This is a genomic window from Streptomyces sp. NPDC050388 (assembly GCF_040655635.1).
Classification (GTDB): Bacteria; Actinomycetota; Actinomycetes; order Streptomycetales; family Streptomycetaceae; genus Streptomyces.
Genome location: NZ_JBFAKH010000048.1, coordinates 44,887 through 59,392 on the forward strand (window position 1 = coordinate 44,887; position 14,506 = coordinate 59,392).

16 protein-coding genes, 3 tRNA genes and 1 pseudogene are annotated in these 14,506 nt (G+C 71.1%); 6 read left to right on the forward strand and 14 right to left on the reverse strand.

Annotated features, from left to right (window positions below; all coding sequences use genetic code 11):
- Positions 1-266 precede the first annotated feature (266 nt).
- Both AB0I73_RS25630 and AB0I73_RS25635 read left to right on the forward strand, forming a co-directional pair.
- Positions 267-1,493: a pyridoxal phosphate-dependent aminotransferase gene (locus tag AB0I73_RS25630; RefSeq protein ID WP_363041013.1), complete on the forward strand. Its 1,227-nt coding sequence runs from the start codon at positions 267-269 to the stop codon at positions 1,491-1,493.
- Positions 1,494-1,637: 144 nt separating this feature from the next.
- On the forward strand, positions 1,638-2,678 hold the full coding sequence (locus tag AB0I73_RS25635; protein ID WP_363041015.1) for an adenosine deaminase: 1,041 nt from the start codon (positions 1,638-1,640) through the stop codon (positions 2,676-2,678).
- Positions 2,679-2,721: 43 nt separating this feature from the next.
- Here AB0I73_RS25635 and AB0I73_RS25640 read toward each other — a convergent pair whose 3' ends face one another.
- The 9 genes and pseudogenes from AB0I73_RS25640 to AB0I73_RS25680 form a co-directional block, all read right to left on the reverse strand.
- The gene (locus AB0I73_RS25640) at positions 2,722-3,777 is read right to left on the reverse strand and encodes a UDP-N-acetylmuramate dehydrogenase (protein WP_363041017.1); all 1,056 of its coding nucleotides are present in this window, start codon (positions 3,775-3,777) and stop codon (positions 2,722-2,724) included.
- Between the two features lie 77 nt (positions 3,778-3,854).
- Positions 3,855-4,232, reverse strand: a pseudogene (locus tag AB0I73_RS25645) (hypothetical protein); the annotation flags it as partial.
- A 62-nt stretch (positions 4,233-4,294) separates the two neighbouring features.
- Positions 4,295-5,737, reverse strand: a complete 1,443-nt coding sequence (locus AB0I73_RS25650) for an MFS transporter (RefSeq protein ID WP_363041019.1) — start codon at positions 5,735-5,737, stop codon at positions 4,295-4,297.
- A 90-nt stretch (positions 5,738-5,827) separates the two neighbouring features.
- Entirely contained in the window at positions 5,828-6,397 is a 570-nt protein-coding gene (locus AB0I73_RS25655; protein WP_363041021.1) for a helix-turn-helix domain-containing protein, read from the reverse strand.
- Positions 6,398-6,572: 175 nt separating this feature from the next.
- A complete protein-coding gene (locus AB0I73_RS25660; protein WP_363041040.1) occupies positions 6,573-7,007 on the reverse strand; it encodes a MaoC family dehydratase in 435 nt (144 codons plus the stop codon).
- An 8-nt stretch (positions 7,008-7,015) separates the two neighbouring features.
- Positions 7,016-7,468, reverse strand: a complete 453-nt coding sequence (locus AB0I73_RS25665; RefSeq protein WP_363041023.1) for a MaoC family dehydratase N-terminal domain-containing protein — start codon at positions 7,466-7,468, stop codon at positions 7,016-7,018.
- Between the two features lie 130 nt (positions 7,469-7,598).
- Positions 7,599-7,763, reverse strand: a complete 165-nt coding sequence (rpmG, locus tag AB0I73_RS25670) for a 50S ribosomal protein L33 (protein ID WP_003948671.1) — start codon at positions 7,761-7,763, stop codon at positions 7,599-7,601.
- 87 nt (positions 7,764-7,850) lie between these two features.
- A tRNA-Met gene (locus AB0I73_RS25675) sits at positions 7,851-7,923 on the reverse strand.
- A gap of 46 nt (positions 7,924-7,969) precedes the next feature.
- Positions 7,970-8,042, reverse strand: a tRNA-Thr gene (locus AB0I73_RS25680).
- Positions 8,043-8,282: 240 nt separating this feature from the next.
- On the opposite strand from AB0I73_RS25680, the gene AB0I73_RS25685 reads away from it, so the two are divergent.
- Positions 8,283-9,560, forward strand: coding sequence for an amidohydrolase family protein (locus AB0I73_RS25685; protein WP_363041024.1), 1,278 nt, complete (start codon positions 8,283-8,285; stop codon positions 9,558-9,560).
- A gap of 115 nt (positions 9,561-9,675) precedes the next feature.
- Positions 9,676-10,332, forward strand: coding sequence for an NAD(P)H-binding protein (locus AB0I73_RS25690; RefSeq protein WP_363041026.1), 657 nt, complete (start codon positions 9,676-9,678; stop codon positions 10,330-10,332).
- Between the two features lie 33 nt (positions 10,333-10,365).
- Here AB0I73_RS25690 and AB0I73_RS25695 read toward each other — a convergent pair whose 3' ends face one another.
- Both AB0I73_RS25695 and AB0I73_RS25700 read right to left on the reverse strand, forming a co-directional pair.
- Positions 10,366-10,578: a hypothetical protein gene (locus tag AB0I73_RS25695; RefSeq protein ID WP_363041028.1), complete on the reverse strand. Its 213-nt coding sequence runs from the start codon at positions 10,576-10,578 to the stop codon at positions 10,366-10,368.
- Between the two features lie 98 nt (positions 10,579-10,676).
- Positions 10,677-10,758 (reverse strand) — tRNA-Tyr (locus tag AB0I73_RS25700).
- 252 nt (positions 10,759-11,010) lie between these two features.
- Here AB0I73_RS25700 and AB0I73_RS25705 point away from each other — a divergent pair.
- The gene (locus tag AB0I73_RS25705) at positions 11,011-11,499 is read left to right on the forward strand and encodes a YajQ family cyclic di-GMP-binding protein (RefSeq protein WP_109381551.1); all 489 of its coding nucleotides are present in this window, start codon (positions 11,011-11,013) and stop codon (positions 11,497-11,499) included.
- Positions 11,500-11,650: 151 nt separating this feature from the next.
- On the opposite strand, the gene AB0I73_RS25710 is transcribed toward AB0I73_RS25705, so the two are convergent.
- Positions 11,651-11,917 (reverse strand): GlsB/YeaQ/YmgE family stress response membrane protein, encoded by a 267-nt coding sequence (locus AB0I73_RS25710; RefSeq protein WP_363041030.1) that lies wholly within the window; start codon positions 11,915-11,917, stop codon positions 11,651-11,653.
- A gap of 136 nt (positions 11,918-12,053) precedes the next feature.
- Between AB0I73_RS25710 and AB0I73_RS25715 the strand changes: the two genes are divergently transcribed.
- Positions 12,054-13,313 (forward strand): APC family permease, encoded by a 1,260-nt coding sequence (locus tag AB0I73_RS25715; RefSeq protein WP_363041032.1) that lies wholly within the window; start codon positions 12,054-12,056, stop codon positions 13,311-13,313.
- A 79-nt stretch (positions 13,314-13,392) separates the two neighbouring features.
- Here the strand turns inward: AB0I73_RS25715 and AB0I73_RS25720 are convergent, their stop codons facing one another.
- Positions 13,393-13,959: an SMI1/KNR4 family protein gene (locus AB0I73_RS25720; RefSeq protein WP_363041034.1), complete on the reverse strand. Its 567-nt coding sequence runs from the start codon at positions 13,957-13,959 to the stop codon at positions 13,393-13,395.
- A gap of 76 nt (positions 13,960-14,035) precedes the next feature.
- Positions 14,036-14,506 (reverse strand): transposase (locus tag AB0I73_RS25725; protein WP_363041036.1); only part of this gene is annotated, 471 nt, incomplete at its 5' end.

Consider the following 14,506-nt stretch of genomic DNA (forward strand, 5'->3'; position numbering starts at 1 on the left):
GTGTCCCCCAACGTACCGCATTCACACGGATGCTTGGTGTGCACCCGGCGAGCGCGGCCGGCGAAGGCCAACGAGGTGTGAGTGTACGTGTTCCGGCGCCGGGCGTCGAACAGAAAGCGCCCGTGACGGGTCTTCCGATGCAAGATCGTCCAGGCCGCGGGACTCCGGAAGAGCGAATACGGACTGGTGTTCAACGGTTTGCCGGTACTTGTTCAGTCTGTGAAACCCCCGTGCCGGACGGGTTTCCAGTCTGGAACGATGGGTTCATGAGCGCTGCAACCCCTCCCACCGAGCGCCGGGTCTCCGCCCGGATCGGTGCGATCTCCGAGTCCGCCACCCTCGCCGTGGACGCCAAGGCCAAGGCCCTCAAGGCCGCCGGACGTCCGGTGATCGGCTTCGGCGCCGGTGAACCCGACTTCCCGACCCCGGACTACATCGTCGACGCCGCCATCGAGGCGTGCAGGAACCCGAAGTACCACCGGTACACGCCGGCCGGCGGGCTGCCCGAACTGAAGGCCGCGATCGCCGCGAAGACGCTGCGCGACTCCGGCTACGAGGTGGACCCCGCCCAGGTTCTCGTCACCAACGGCGGCAAGCAGGCCATCTACGAGGCCTTCGCCGCGATCCTCGACCCGGGCGACGAGGTCATCGTCCCGGCGCCGTACTGGACGACGTACCCGGAGTCGATCCGGCTGGCCGGCGGTGTCCCGGTCGAGGTCGTCGCCGACGAGACGACCGGCTACCGGGTCAGCGTGGAGCAGCTGGAGGCCGCGCGGACGGAGAAGACCAAGGTCGTCCTGTTCGTCTCCCCCTCGAACCCGACCGGAGCGGTCTACAGCGCCGAGGACGCCGAGGCGATCGGCCGCTGGGCGGTCGAGCACGGGCTGTGGGTGCTGACCGACGAGATCTACGAGCACCTGGTCTACGGTGACGCCACTTTCACCTCGCTGCCCGCCGTCCTGCCCGAGCTGCGGGACAAGTGCATCGTGGTCAACGGCGTCGCCAAGACGTACGCGATGACCGGCTGGCGGGTGGGCTGGATCATCGGTCCGAAGGACGTCGTGAAGGCGGCGACCAACCTGCAGTCCCACGCCACGTCGAACGTGTCGAACGTCGCCCAGGTGGCGGCGCTGGCCGCGGTCTCCGGCTCCCTGGACGCGGTCGCCACGATGCGTGAGGCCTTCGACCGCCGACGCCGGACCATCGTGCGGATGCTCAACGAGATCGACGGCGTGGTCTGCCCGGAGCCCGAGGGCGCGTTCTACGCCTACCCGTCGGTGAAGGCCCTGATCGGCAAGGAGATCCGGGGCAAGCGGCCGCAGAACTCCGTCGAACTGGCCGCGCTCATCCTGGAGGAGGTCGAGGTCGCGGTCGTACCCGGCGAGGCCTTCGGCACCCCGGGGTACCTGCGGCTGTCCTACGCGCTGGGCGACGAGGACCTGGTGGAGGGCGTGAGCCGGATCCAGAAGCTGCTGGCGGAGGCGCGGGACTGAACCCACGCACCGTGAGTGCCTCGGCGGGCCGCTTCCCCATCGCGGGAGGCGGCCCGCTTCCGTTCGCTCGGGCTCGTGTGCGAGCAAGACCACGTTCAGGGAAAGCGCTACCGGGGCTGCCGGGGCGTGCGGCACGATCCTGGGATGGAACGTGTACGTGATGTCTCCCTGCTGCCGAAAGCCCATCTGCACCTGCACTTCACCGGGTCGATGCGGCCCGCCACCGTGCTGGAGCTGGCCGACAAGTACGGCGTGCGCCTCCCCGAGACGCTGACCGACGCGCTGACCAGCGGGGAACCGCCGAGTCTGCGGGCCACGGACGAGCGGGGCTGGTTCCGGTTCCAGCGGCTGTACGACGCCGCCCGCTCCTGCCTGAGGGAGCCGGAGGACATCCACCGGCTGGTGCTGGAGGCGGCGGAGGAGGACCTGAAGGACGGCTCGGGCTGGCTGGAGATCCAGGTGGACCCCACCTCGTACGCCCCGCGGCTGGGCGGGCTGATCCCGGCGCTGGAGATCATCCTGGACGCGGTGGACGTGGCGCGGCGGGACACCGGGCTCGGGATCAGGGTGCTGGTCGCCGCGAACCGGATGAAGCACCACCTGGACGCGCGCACCCTGGCCCGGCTGGCGGTGCGGTACGCCGACCGGGGGGTCGTCGGATTCGGTCTGTCCAACGACGAGCGGCGCGGAATGGCCCGCGACTTCGACCGGGCGTTCGCCATCGCACGCGAGGGCGGGCTGCTGTCGGCGCCGCACGGAGGTGAGCTGACCGGGCCCGCGTCCGTGCGGGACTGCCTGGACGATCTGGAGGCCGACCGGATCGGGCACGGGGTGCGGGCGGCGGAGGACCCGCGGCTGTTGCAGCGGCTCGCGGACCGGCAGGTGACCTGCGAGGTGTGCCCGGCGTCGAATGTGGCGCTGGGTGTGTACGAGAAGCCGGGGGACGTGCCGTTGCGGCGGCTGTTCGAGGCGGGCGTGCCGCTCGCACTGGGTGCGGACGACCCGTTGCTGTTCGGCTCGCGGCTGGCGGCGCAGTACGAGATCGCGCGCCGGTACCACGGGTTCACGGACGCGGAGCTGGCGGAGCTGGCGCGGCAGTCGGTGCGGGGGTCGGTGGCGCCGGAGGACGTCAAGGCGGAGCTGCTGGCGGGGATCGACGCGTGGCTGGTGGGGCCGGGGGTGTGAGGACGTCGTCGGCGTGTCGGCGTGTCGGCGGAGGGGCCCTCGGTCAGAGGGTGACGCCCACGGTCACCGGCTCGTTGGTGAGGGTGATGCCGAAGGTCCGGTGGACGCCGGCCACGACCTCGCGGGCGAGGGCCAGGAGGTCCTCGGTGGTCGCGTCGCCGCGGTTGGTGAGGGCGAGGGTGTGCTTGGTGGAGATGCGGGCCGGGCCGTCGCCGTAGCCCTTGGTGAAGCCGGCCTTGTCGATCAGCCAGGCGGCGGAGGTCTTGGTGTGGCCCTCGCCCGCGGGGTACGCGGGGGGCTCCGTGTCGGGGCCGAGGAGCTGTCGCGCCCGGGTCCGGAAGGCCGTGAACTCCGCGGTGGTCAGGATGGGGTTGGTGAAGAAGGAGCCGGCCGACCAGGTGTCGTGGTCCTCGGGGTCCAGGACCATGCCCTTGCCCGCGCGGAGCCCCAGCACCGTCTCGCGGGCCGCGGCCAGGGGGACGCGGTCGCCCTGTTCCACGCCGAGGGCACGGGCCGTCTCGGCGTACTTCACCGGGCCGGAGAGACCGCCGGCGTCCTCCAGGTCGAAGCGGACCCGCAGGACGACGTAACGCTCGGGGTCGGCCTTGAAGCGGCTGTGGCGGTAGGAGAAGGCGCACTCCTCGTTGGCCAGGACGACCGTCTCACCGGTGGTGCGGTCGTAGGCGACCACCTCGGTGATCGTGGAGGAGACCTCCTGGCCGTACGCGCCGACGTTCTGGATCGGGGTCGCACCCGCCGAGCCGGGGATGCCGGCCAGGCATTCGATGCCGGCCAGGCCGGCCTCCACGGTGCGGGCGACGGCGTCGGTCCACACCTCGCCCGCCGCCAGTTCCAGGTGGGTGCCGTCGAGGGTGACGCCCTTGGTGGCGATGACGAGCGCGGTGCCGTCGAAGCCCTTGTCGCCGACGACCAGGTTCGAGCCGCCGCCGATGAGCAGCAGGGGCGTGCCGTCGGCGTCGGCCTGGCGGACGACGGCGATCACCTCGTCGTCGGTCGTCGCGGTGACCAGCCTGGTCGCGGGTCCGCCCAGGCGGAACGTGGTCAGCGGGGCGAGGGGCGCGTCGTGGAGTTCCTGCACGGGCTCAAGACTAAGGCCCCCGCCGGGACGGGCCGGCGGGGGCGGTACGCGTGCGTGCCTTCGCACGCGGGCCTTGAGGAGAGGCGGCGCCGCACCTCGGGCCAGTCGACGGGGAGGTCCTCGCTCTTCACGGTCCAGCCGGCGAACTCGGCGTCGCGCATCTGCACGGCGAGCCCTCGGGCGGTCGGCCCGTGCGGGCCGGTACGGGCGAACTCGCCGAGGGCCTTCCTGGACTCCCAGGCGGACAGGGTCCAGAAGGTCCGGCGCAGCGGCTCCGCCTTCAAAGAGGCTCCGTACGCGCCGGGAGCCCTGCTGACCTGCCGCCACACGCCGGGCGTCCTGAGGAGGAAGCGCAGGGCTCCCCAGAGGGTGCGGGTCTCGAAGCGGGAGGCGAAGACGTGCACTTCGGTGTGGGGCGGCGGGGTGTTCGGGACGGTCCAGGGGAGGGTGGGCACGACCGGGTCCTTCCGTGGTGGGAGTGGGCGCGTGTGCACGGGTGAGTGGCGCTTCGAGGCGTTCAGGAGACCGTTTCCAGCGCCGTCTCCGGCGTCGGAGCGGCCGAGGGCGGGCGGGGAGCGGCGGGCCTGCGGGCCGGTATGAACAGGGTCGCGATGCCCGCGAGGGCGACTGCCGCGGCGCCGGTGACCAGTGCCGGCCGCATGCCGTCGACGAAGGCCTGGCCGGACTCGTAGCCGCCCTGGGCCGCGAAGATCGACGCCATGATCGCGATGCCGAGTGCGCCGCCCACCTCGCGCAGGGCGTTGTTGGCTCCGGAGGCGATGCCCTGCTCCTTCGGGCGGACGCTGGACATCACCAGGTTGGAGGCCGGGGCGAAGTACAGCGCCATGCCGATGCCGCTGATGACCAGGGCGGGCAGCTGGGCGGCGTAGGAGGCATCGGCCGTCGCCACCACCGCGAGGTGGGCGAGACCGAGCGCCTGCAGGAACAGTCCCGTGGCGACGACCGGACGGCCGCCGACACGGTCGGAGAGGATGCCCGCGATCGGGGCGACGAGCATCGGCATGCCGGTCCAGGGCAGCATCCTCAGGCCCGCCTCGGTGGGCGAGTAACCGAGTACACCCTGCATGTACTGGCTGAGCAGGAAGATCGAGCCGAACATGCCGAGGAACATCAGCAGGCTCGCCGCGTTGATGCCGGAGAAGGCGCGGGAGCGGAACAGCCGCATCGGCAGCATGGGGTTCTTGGCCCGGATGCTGTAGTGGACGAAGCCGACGAGCAGCGCCGTCCCGGTGAACAGGCCGGTCAGGACGACGGTGCCGGTCCAGCCGTCGACGGGCCCGCGGACCAGGCCGTAGACGACGCCGAAGAGTCCGCCGCTGGCGAGCAGGGTGCCGGGCAGGTCGAGCGGGGCTCCGGTGCCGTGGGACTCGGCGAGGCGCAGGCGGGCCAGTGGGATGAGGATCAGGCCGAGCGGGACGTTCAGCCAGAAGATCCACTGCCAGGAGATGTGCTCGGTGAGGCTGCCGCCGACCAGCGGTCCCGAGGCCACGGCGAGACCGTTCACAGCACCCCAGATGCCGTACGCCATGCCGCGCCGGGCTTCGGGCACGGCCGCCGTGAGCAGCGTGAGGGTGAGAGGCATCATGACCGCGGCGCCGGCGCCCTGCACCGCGCGGGCGGCGATCAGGGAGTCGATGCCGGGTGCCATGGCCGCTGCGGCGGAGGCCGCGGTGAAGACGGTGATTCCGGCGATGAAGAGCCGGCGGCGGCCGAAGCGGTCGCCGAGGGCCGCGCCGAACATCAGCAGGACGGCGAAGGTGAGCGTGTAGGCGCTCACGGTCCATTCCAGGTCGTGCAGGGCACCGCCCAGGTCCTTGCGGATGGAGGGCAGCGCGGTGGTGACGACGAGGTTGTCGAGGGCCGCCATGAAACCGGCGACGCTGGTGATGACGAGGGCCCAGACGGCCGGCCCGCCGCGTGCGGTGGTCTGTTGTGTCATCGCTCCCCCAGGAGATGAGTTGTTAGTTATTGATGACTAACTTTCATGTTCATGAAAAAGGGCGCCGCCATCCCGCCCCCCTCCCCTCCGCTACTGTTCCGGTGCACCCTCGAGCCGTGCCGACAGATCGAGCCCTTCCCAGACCCGGTGCCCGGTCGGGAACCCCATGGCTGCCAGGCAGTTGATGAGCATGCCGTGCGCCATGAAGTTCGTCGTCCCGCCGACGTCCGCCCCCAGCGCGAGGTGGACGACGTCCCACAGGCGCAGCCAGCCGGCGCGCACCGTCTCGCCGAACTCGCGATCGCCCTCCTGCTCGGCGGCCGCCACCGCGAGGTACATCTGCATCTGCATCATCAGCAGCTCGGGGCGTTCCGCGATGGTCCGCGTGTAGGCGCTCGCCATGGCGTGCAGGGCCTCTTCGCCCTCCAGCCCTTCGGAGGCCTCCGTGAACATGCGGATGGTGTCCGCCACGCAGCGTTCCGCCGCCGCCAGGAAGATGGCCTTCTTCCCCCGGAAGAGCCGGAAGAGGTACGGCTGCGAGACACCGACCCGCTTGGCGATCGCCTCGGTCGACGTGCCGTGGTAGCCGCCGCGGGCGAACTCGGCGCTCGCCACGCGGACGATGCTCTCGCGCCTCTCCTCCGCACTCATCCTGGCCATGCCATGAAGTTAGTGCTCAATCACTAACTGCGTCAAGAGGTGAAACGCGGCTGGAGGGACCGGAACGACGGGCGCCCTGGGGCCGGGCACCCCAGGACGACGCGAGGGGCGCTCTCGATCTCTCGATGGAGAACGCCCCTTGCTCGGGGATCTGCGGGGCTTGGGGATCCGCGGGTCAGGCGAGCCGTACGACCGCCCGGGACATCCCCAGCACCTTCTGCCCGGCGCTGGTCGCCGTGAGGTCGACGCGGACCGTGCGATCGTGGTCGTCGAGCTTGACCGCGACCTTGCCGCTGACCTCGATGGTGGCGCCCTGCTCGTCGTTGGGGACGACGACCGGCCTGGTGAAGCGAACGCCGTACTCGACGACCGCACCCGGGTCGCCCACCCAGTCGGTGACCACGCGGATCGCCTCGGCCATGGTGAGCATGCCGTGCCCGATGACGTCGGGCAGGCCGACCTCCTTGGCGAACTTCTCGTTCCAGTGAATGGGGTTGAAGTCGCCGGAGGCACCCGCGTACTGGACGAGGGTGGCCCGGGTCACGGGAAACGTCTGTGCGGGCAGCTCGGTGCCGACCTCGACGTCGGCGTAGGAGATCTTCGCCGTCATGATGCTGCTCACGCCTCCTCGGCGGCACGGGCCACCAGCTTGGTCCAGGCGGTCACGACGTGTTCGCCGGCCTCGTCGTGCACCTCGCCGCGGATGTCCAGGATGTCGTTGCCCGCCATCGACTTGATCGCCTCGATGGTCGAGGTGACGGTGAGCCGGTCTCCGGCACGCACCGGGCGGCGGTAGGCGAACTTCTGGTCGCCGTGCACCACCCTGCTGTAGTCCAGACCGAGCCGTGGATCGGCGATGACCTCGCCCGCGGCCTTGAAGGTGATCGCGAACACGAAGGTCGGCGGGGCGATCACATCGGGGTGGCCGAGCGCTTTGGCGGCCTCCACGTCCGTGTACGCCGGGTTGGCGTCCCCCACCGCTTCGGCGAACTCGCGGATCTTCTCCCGGCCCACCTCATAGGGATCGGTGGGCGGGTAGCTCCGTCCCACGAAGGACTGGTCGAGCGCCATGCGCGCAGCACCTCCTGTGTCTGGTCCGGCCCTGGTCGGCCTGAATCCGGTACGGCCACGGTGGGCCGGTGAGCAGAACGACGCGAGGCCGCCCCCTGACCACGGGGACGGCCTCGCGTACGAGCCTGATTTATCGCGTTTCGCGGTGCGCGGTGTGCGCATTGCAACGCGGGCAGTGCTTCTTCATCTCAAGACGGTCCGGGTTGTTACGCCGGTTCTTCTTGGTGATGTAGTTCCGCTCCTTGCACTCCACGCAGGCCAGCGTGATCTTCGGGCGGACGTCGGTGGCAGCCACGTGAGTGCTCCTTGACGAACGGATAGACGAATGAACACAGAAAGAGTAGCCGACCGAAGGACCGACCCCGCAATCGGCTACTGTGTGTAGCGGTGACCGGACTTGAACCGGTGACACAGCGATTATGAGCCGCTTGCTCTACCGACTGAGCTACACCGCTGTGATGCGGTCGGGCCCCGCCTCGCGGCGGGAACCTCACACACCAGAGCCCCAAAACGGAATCGAACCGTTGACCTTCTCCTTACCATGGAGACGCTCTGCCGACTGAGCTATTGGGGCGAGCGATGAAGACATTACACGCTCCGCCGCCGTTCACCCAAATCCGTTTCGCGGTCCCTGTCCCACCCTGTGGCTCACCCTTCCCGGGAGCGAAGCAGTTCCCACTCGACCATGCCGGTACGACTATTGCGCTCCTCCCGGCGAGGGGCGGATCACCGCCCTAGGCTCGACTCACTCTGCGTGATCTTCCCTCTGTGTGATCCTGCGACGACCGCGCGCAGTCCGAGCCCCAGGAGCGCGATGCCCGACAGCCGGCCTCAGCCGCCGCCCCCCTCGTCGCCCTCGTCGCCCTCCGGCCCGGCCGCCCCGGAGCCGCTCCTGCTGTGCGGCGCGCGGCTCACCGACGGCCGGACCGTGGACGTACGGCTGGGCGGCGGACTCATCGAGGCGGTCGGCACGGCCGGCAGTCTGACCGTGGACGGCGCCCGCGGGGGCGGCACCCGGGTCGATCTCGCCGGCCATCTGCTCCTCCCGGCCCCTGTCGAGCCGCACAGCCACGCCGACACCGCCCTCTCCGCCGACGCCGACGGCCCCGTCTCCTACGAGCCCCAGGACGTCCGGCGCCGGGCGACGGAGGCCGCGCTGCTCCAGCTCGGGCACGGGGCGACGGCACTGCGGGCACATGTGCGCGTGGACGACGTGACCGGGCTCGGCGCACTGACCGCCGTGCTGCAGGTCGAACATGCGCTGCGCGGGCTGACCGAGCTGGCGACGGCGGCGATGCCGCGCGTGCTGACCGGGGCGGCCGGAGCGGACGGGCTCGCGATGCTGCGGGACGCGGTGAAGATGGGCGCGTCGGTGGTGGGCGGCTGTCCGGACGTCGACCCCGATCCCACGGGGTACGTGGAGGCGGTCCTGGAGGTCGCCGCCGAGCACGGCGTCCCCGTCGACCTGCACACCGACACCGCCGACCCCGCCCGCCTGGCCCGGCTCGCGGCGATGGCGGGCGGGCTGCGACCGGGGGTGACGCTCAGCCCGTGCGGCGGCCTCGGACGGCTGCCCGCCGAAGCGGCCTCGCGGACCGCGGACCAACTGGCGGCGGCCGGGGTGACCGTGGTGTGCCTGCCGCAGGGCGGCTGCGGCGGCGTCGACCGCCGGGGCACGGCTCCCGTACGGCTGCTGCGCGCGGCGGGCGTCCGGGTGGCGGCCGGGAGCGGCGCCCTGCGGGACGTGTCGAACCCGGTCGGCCGAGGCGACCCGCTGGAGGCGGCGTACCTGCTGGCCTCCCGTCACGGACTGTCCCCCGAGGACGCCTACGACGCGGTGAGCACCTCGGCACGGGCGGCCCTCGGGCTCCCCGAGGTACGGGTGGAGGCGGGTTTCCCCGCCGAACTCCTCGCGGTCCGCGGCGACCGGCTGCCGGCGGCTCTGTCACTGGCGTACAGCCGGATCGTGGTGCACCGGGGACGCGTGGTGACCCGCACGAGCGCGGTACGCGAGTACCGCGGTTCGACGACGGCACCGCCCGCGGAGCCGGGGCGGGGGCTGCCCCGGCAGGGACGTGGCGAAACGTCGTAGACCCGTCGCGTTCGGCCCGGCGCGTTCAGGACTTCACGTTCAGGACTCCGCGTTCAGGACGTCGTGTTCGGTACGTCGCGGGCGGATGCGATCGCCACGGCGTACGGTCGAAGACATGCGCATTGTCATCGCTGGTGGTCATGGTCAGATCGCGCTGCGGCTGGAGCGATTGCTCGTCGCGCGCGGGGACGAGGCGGCGGGCATCATCCGCAAGCCCGAACAGGCCGACGCGCTGCGGCAACTCGGCGCCGAACCGGTCGTACTCGACCTGGAGTCGGCGTCGGTGGAGGAGGTCGCGGAGCAACTCCGGGGCGCGGACGCCGCGGTGTTCGCCGCGGGCGCCGGTCCGGGCAGTGGCGCGGCACGCAAGGAGACGGTGGACAAGGCCGCGGCGGTCCTCTTCGCCGACGCCGCGGTCCGTGCGGGCGTACGGCGGTTCGTGGTCGTCTCGTCCATGGGCGCGGACCCCGCCCACGAGGGGGACGAGGTCTTCGACGTGTACCAGCGCGCGAAGGGCGAGGCCGACGCGTATGTACGCGGCCTGGATGCCCTCGACTGGACGATCCTGCGCCCCGGCATGCTCACCGACGAAGCCGGCACCGGCCTGGTCCGTCTGGAGGCCCACACCGGCCGCGGCCCGGTCCCCCGGGACGACGTGGCCGCCGTCCTGGCGGAGCTGGTGGAGAACTCCGCGACAGCGGGCCTGACCCTGGAACTGATCAGCGGGTCCGTGCCGGTCTCGGTGGCGGTGAAGTCGGTCGCGGGCAACTGAGCCACTCAGCCGCTGGAAGGTTTCCCGGGGCGGCTAGAACAGAGGCATCTGTCCCGGGAAATCCGGTACGACGTACCCGTCCAGCGCGGGCTGCTCGGCGCCGAGCCCGGCGTGTCGACGGGACCCCGCGCACGAGGTGAGTTCCCCGCTCCCCCGGGCGCCGGGCGGATCGTGACGCGCGTACCGCCCGGCCACGACGGCGATCTCGCGACGGCACTCGGGGCACTGCCTACGACGGGACGACATGGCGCCAGTGTCCCCCGCTCCTCGCCCCGCAGCACACCCCGTAAGCCGAAGACCCCCTCCACACCGCGTTTCCGCAGTCCGGAGGGGGTCTCCCCTTGTGGCGGCGCCAGGATTCGAACCTGGGAAGGCTGAGCCGGCAGATTTACAGTCTGCTCCCTTTGGCCGCTCGGGCACACCGCCAAGATTGCCGCCTCGAACCGCCTTGCGGTGGCGCTCCGTGGCAACGACGTAAACGATACCTGATGAGCAGGGGTGCTTCGCCACCCGATTGATCGCCGCCCGGAGGCCCGGGGGTGACTAGGCTTGTGCGGATGGCGGCCCGGGACCGATGCCGGGCCCGAGGGCCGCCCACGTATGCCGGTAGCCGGTACGCATCCGGGTCGCAGCCCGATCGCGGCCCGATACGGACCCTGATACAAGGAGCCACAGGACATGGCCGACTCCAGTTTCGACATCGTCTCGAAGGTCGAGCGGCAGGAGGTCGACAACGCCCTCAACCAGGCCGCCAAGGAGATCTCGCAGCGCTACGACTTCAAGGGCGTGGGTGCCTCGATCTCGTGGTCCGGGGAGAAGATCCTCCTGGAGGCGAACTCCGAGGACCGGGTGAAGGCTGTCCTCGACGTCTTCCAGTCCAAGCTGATCAAGCGGGGCATCTCGCTGAAGGCCCTGGACGCCGGCGAGCCGCAGCTCTCGGGCAAGGAGTACAAGATCTTCGCGTCGATCCAGGAGGGCATCTCCCAGGAGAACGCGAAGAAGGTGGCCAAGCTCATCCGCGACGAGGGCCCCAAGGGTGTGAAGGCCCAGGTGCAGGGCGAGGAACTGCGGGTCAGCTCCAAGAGCCGTGACGACCTGCAGGCCGTCATCGCCCTGCTCAAGGGGCAGGACTTCGACTTCGCCCTGCAGTTCGTCAACTACCGCTAGGCGGAAGGGCCATGGGCGTGGAGAGGGGTGTGGGCTCTCGCCGGTGACGTCCGTGGTCGACGCGTGCGCCTCGCGCACCGCGTGTGTGAGGAGGGCGGGCGCCTGGGTGCGCCCGCCCTCCTCGTCCTTCGGCCGGGATTCCGGAGCGCGGTCAGTTGCGTGAGTGGCCGAACAGGAGGCGGTACGCGATCAGGAGGACCAGTGAGCCGCCGATCGCGGCGGCCCAGGTGGCGCCGTCGTAGAAGTCCTTGGTGATCGGGTGGTCGAGCCAACGGGCCGATATCCAGCCACCGATGAACGCACCGGCGACGCCGATCAGGGTCGTGCCGATGAAGCCGCCCGGATCGCGGCCCGGCAGCAGGAATTTCGCGATCGCTCCGGCCAACAGTCCCAGAATGATCCAACTGATGATCGTCATACCGTGAACCCTGCCCTTTCGCGCCGTGCTCTCACCTGCCCGACCGGTGCTGCCGGTCCAGGTGTTCGTACTGTCTTGGTACGTAGGACGACGCGCATACATGTGACGGTTGCCGTGATCAGTAGGGTGCGGTTCCATGACCACCCACTCCGGTTCCGAACTGCGCCGCACGCTCGGCGTGGGCGACGCCGTCGTCATCGGTCTCGGCTCCATGGTGGGAGCCGGGATCTTCGCCGCCCTGGCGCCCGCCGCGCAGGCAGCCGGATCCGGGTTGCTCCTCGGGCTCGCGCTCGCCGCCGTGGTCGCCTACTGCAACGCCACGTCGTCGGCCCGCCTCGCCGCCCTGTATCCGGCCTCCGGCGGCACCTACGTCTACGGACGGGAACGGCTGGGGGAATTCTGGGGCTATCTCGCGGGCTGGGCGTTCGTGGTCGGGAAGACCGCCTCCTGCGCGGCGATGGCGCTCACCGTCGGCGCGTACGTCTGGCCGGGCCAGGCTCATGCCGTGGCGGTCGCCGCCGTCGTGACGCTGACCGCGGTGAACTACGGCGGTGTGCAGAAGTCGGCGTGGCTGACCCGGGTGATCGTGACCGTGGTCCTGGCTGTCCTCGCTTTCGTGGTCGTCGTGTCCCTGACTTCGGGGCAGGCCGATGCCGGGCGCCTGACTGTCGGGACGTCGGGCGGCGTGGGCGGGGTGCTCCAGGCGGCCGGCCTGCTGTTCTTCGCCTTCGCCGGGTACGCCCGGATCGCGACCCTCGGTGAGGAGGTGCGGGACCCGGCGCGCACCATCCCGCGCGCGATCCCGCTGGCGCTGGGTATCGCACTGGTCGTGTACGCGGCTGTCGCGATCGCCGTCCTTTCGGTGCTGGGGGCAGAGGGACTGGGTGACGCCGGTGCGCCGCTGGCCGACGCGGTGCGGGCGGCCGGGGCCGCGGAACTGGCGCCGGTGGTGCGGGTGGGGGCGGCCGCGGCCGCGCTGGGGTCGCTGCTCGCCCTGATCCTGGGCGTCTCGCGGACCACACTGGCCATGGCCCGGGACCGGCATCTGCCGGGCGCCCTGGCCGCCGTCCATCCCCGGTTCCAGGTGCCGCACCGGGCGGAGCTGGCCGTGGGAATGGTGGTCGCCGTCCTGGCCGCGACGGTGGATGTGCGGGGTGCGATCGGGTTCTCCTCCTTCGGGGTGCTGGCGTACTACGCGGTGGCCAACGCGTCGGCCTGGACGCTTCGTCCGGAGCCGGCGGCCCGAGTGCTGCCTGCTCTCGGACTGGCCGGGTGCCTGGTCCTGGCGTTCTCACTGCCCGGGGTCTCCGTCGCCGTCGGCGCGGGGGTGCTGGCGGTGGGTGCGGCGGCCTACGGGGTGCGGCGGTGGCGTGGATGGGGTGCCGCCGGGCGGTAGGGCACCACGAGCAGGACGGGTACAGCAAGTACGGCGAGTAGGGCAGTGCGACCACCGCCCCGCGGTCGGCCGGAGTCGCTCAGGACGTGTGCGCCGCCGTCACACGGTGGGAGTAGTCGGCCCACGGGACGAGGTCCGTCCCCTCGTTCTCCTCCTCGTACCAGCCCGTGCCGTCGATCCAGGAGCGCAGCCAGTCCGCGAGGCTCGGGGCATCGACGAACCAGGCGTGGTCGGGGTCGTCCGCGTTGGGCTCGAAAAGGAGGACGGCGGCCTGGGGGGAACGACAGTCCACACACGCGTACATCCCGCAGCCCCAGTGGGATATCGGCAGCACGCCCTCGGGCCAGGGCCGGTCGGGATCCTCGCGGCCGCTCTCGCGGTTGGCCAGGTACTGGGCCACGGCGGCGGGTTCGTCGGACGGCGGGCCCTCGATCAGGGGCAGCAGGCCGTACTCGGGGCCGAATCCGCCGTCCGCCGTCCGCAGGTAGAGTTCGGCGAGCAGTGGAGGCAGCTCGAATCCGAGGGCGGCTTCAGCTCGGGCCAGTATGGCCGCGTCCACGGGCTCGGGGAGGGTGGGCCGGCCCCACGGGCGGGTCTCGCGGGCCTTGGCCGCCACTTGTGTCAGCAACTGCTCGTGCTCGGTCATGCGTTCATCATGCGGGCCGGCACTGACATCCGGGGCGGCCTGTGGACAACCTCCGGGTTCTGACATCCTCCCCCTCCTAAAGGAGGGGGATTCCGACCCGGGTGGGTCGAGGTTCACGGGCGCTCGAGCGGCCGGTGGCCGCTGTCACCCCTCCGGCACCGGCTGCCCGCCGGGGGCGGGGGAGCCCGCCCTGTCCTGCCGCGACGTTGACTGCCGCGTTCTCGTCGGCGTTGCAGGTGAACCCGCAGGAGACGCAGACGAACTCGGCTTGGCTCTTGCGCGAGTCCTTCTCGATCCAGCCGCAGGCACTGCACCGCAGCGAGGTGTAGGGGGCGGGCACGTCCTCGACCCGGCCCGGGGCCTTCTCCCCGGTACGGCGGCGCAGCAGGCCCCAGCCCTGGGCGAGGATGCTCCGGTTCAGCCCGGCCTTCTGCCGCACCCGGGTACCGGGCTGTTCGACCGTGCCCCTAGCGGAGGCGGTCATGTTCTTGATGTTCAGCTTCTCGAACCGGATCAGGTGGTAGGTGCGGGCGAGCAGGGTGGAGGT